This is a genomic window from Microcystis sp. LE19-131.1A (assembly GCF_027532015.1).
Classification (GTDB): Bacteria; Cyanobacteriota; Cyanobacteriia; order Cyanobacteriales; family Microcystaceae; genus Microcystis; species Microcystis ichthyoblabe_A.
The window spans coordinates 1-2,442 of sequence record NZ_JAPZSS010000167.1 but is presented as its reverse complement, the minus strand read 5'-3'; the positions used below and the strand labels follow the sequence as shown (position 1 = coordinate 2,442).

General features: G+C 52.6%; 1 protein-coding gene and 1 pseudogene. One reads left to right on the top strand and one right to left on the bottom strand.

Annotated elements, in window-relative coordinates; translation table 11 throughout:
- A partial coding sequence (locus tag O9323_RS13375; RefSeq protein WP_288125270.1) for an ELWxxDGT repeat protein occupies positions 1 to 2,351 on the top strand: 2,351 nt, incomplete at its 5' end.
- Here the strand turns inward: O9323_RS13375 and O9323_RS13370 are convergent.
- Positions 2,325 to 2,442 (bottom strand): annotated as a pseudogene (locus O9323_RS13370) (IS5/IS1182 family transposase); the annotation flags it as partial. The gene O9323_RS13375 and the pseudogene O9323_RS13370 sit on opposite strands and share 27 nt — an antisense overlap.

Sequence of the window (2,442 nt, the reverse complement as noted above, 5' to 3'; positions counted from 1 at the left end):
CACCTACTCTTAAGGGTAATTATGATACTTCTGGCTCTGCTAGGGATGTGCAAGTAGTCGGTAACTACGCTTACGTAGCTGATGAAGGCTATGGCTTGCAGATTCTTGATGTTAGTGACTTTACTAATGCACAAACTGTTATTCTTTCTATTTCTCCCAGTAGCGTGACAGAAGATGGGACAGCTAACTTAGTCTATACCTTCACCCGTTCTGGTGTAACAACCAATCCCTTAACAGTCAATTACACCCTCGGAGGGACAGCGACTCTTAATACCGACTACACTCGTACAGGGACTACCAATACTGTCACCTTTGCTGCTAATTCAGCGACTGCGACTGTAACAGTTGACCCCACTGCTGACACAATAGTTGAAAATAACGAAACTGTTGCTTTAACCCTTGCTGCGGGGACAGGTTATACAGTAGGTACGACCACTCCAGTGACGGGAACAATTACCAATGACGATGTTGCTTTTACCATTGCTGCCGCCAGCAGCAGTCGAACCGAGGGCAACAGTGGCAGCAAAGCCTTTACCTTCACCGTCACTCGTTCTGGCAATACCACCGGAACCAATAACATCACTTGGGCAGTTACTGGCACGGGAACCAATCCCGCCAACGCTGCCGATTTTGTTGGGGGATTGTTACCATCAGGAACCGTGAGTTTTGCGGCGGGGGAAACCAGTAAAGTGATTACTGTTAACGTCCAGGGAGATACAACGGTAGAACCGAACGAAAACTTTACTGTCACCCTCTCCAATCCCACCAACGGAGCTACTCTCGGCACTCCATCTACGGCAACCGTGACTATTGTTGACGACGACGGCTCCGTTCCTTTTTTAGTAGATATCCGTCCCGGTGCCTTTAGCTCCTACCCCAAAAATCTGACAGCACTGGGCAGTACCCTGTACTTCATCGCCGATGACGACGTTAACGGTTATGAATTATGGAAGAGCGACGGCACGGTAGCCGGTACAGTTGCGGTGGCCGACATCCGCTCCCCCCGCTATCTAACGGCAGTGGGCAACACCCTGTTCTTTACCGCTCGTGACGGCCTTAACGGTCAAGAATTATGGAAGAGCAACGGCACGGCGGCCGGTACGGTTTTGGTCAAAGATATCCGCCCCGGTTCCTCTGGCTCCTTCCCCCGCTATCTGACGGCAGTGGGCAATACCCTGTTCTTCAATATCGGCTCGAGGGAATTATGGAAGAGCGACGGCACGGCGGCCGGTACGGTTCTGGTCAGTGACAACTTTGCCGCTCCCGGTGCCTTGTTCGGCAATATGACGGCAGTGGGCAATACCCTGTTCTTCACTGCCTATAACAACGGTTTGCAACATAAATTATGGAAGAGCGACGGCACGGTAGCCGGTACAGTTGCGGTGGCCGACATCCGCTCCCCCAACCGTCTGACGGCAGTGGGCAGTACCCTGTACTTCACTGCCGATGACGACGTGAACGGTCAGGAATTGTGGAAGAGCGACGGCACGGCGGCCGGTACGGTTTTGGTCAAGGATATCCGCCCCGGTTCCTTTGGGTCCTTCCCTGAAAATCTGACGGCAGTGGGCAGTACCCTGTTCTTCACTGCCGATAACGGCGTGAACGGTCAAGAATTGTGGAAAAGCGACGGCACGGCGACTGGTACGGTTCTGGTCAAAGATATCAACCCTGGCTCTTGGTCCTTCCCCCGCTATCTGACGGCAGTGGGCAGTACCCTGTTCTTCGCTGCCGATGACGGCGTTAACGGTATTGAATTGTGGAAAAGCGACGGCACGGCCGCGGGTACGGTTCTGGTCAGAGACATCGACCCCGGTTCCTCTAGCTCCAACCCCCGCTATCTAACAGCAGTGGGCAGTACCCTGTACTTCACTGCTTTTGACGTCGTGAACGGTATTGAATTGTGGAGGAGCGACGGCACGGCGGCCGGTACGGTTCTGGTGGGCGACATCATCCCCGGTGCCTCTGGCTACGGCCCCAGCAGTCTGAAGGTAGTGGGCAATACTTTGTTCTTCACTGCCAATAACGGCGTTAACGGTCAGGAATTGTGGGCCTTAAATGTGGGTGGTCCCACAGTTCCCACCCTCGCCATTGCCGCCACCAGTGCCAGTCAAACCGAGGGCAACAGTGGCAGTAAAGCCTTTACTTTCACCGTCACTCGTGCGGTTAATACCACGGGAACCAATAACGTCAGTTGGGCAGTTACCGGCAGCGGAACCAATCCTGCCAATGCCACGGATTTTGCTGGGGGAGTCTTACCCAGTGGGGTAGTGAGTTTTGCCGCCGGGGAAACCTCAAAAGTAATTACTAGACCTCCTGCAAAAGTCTTATTCAGCTACTTGATTATAGCCTAAAGCAAGTTCGTAGTTGTAAATGCCAGCGATTAAATTAAATCTCAGACCAAAACGTCGTCTCCGATTCCTGTATCTTGATGATAAAATTCTA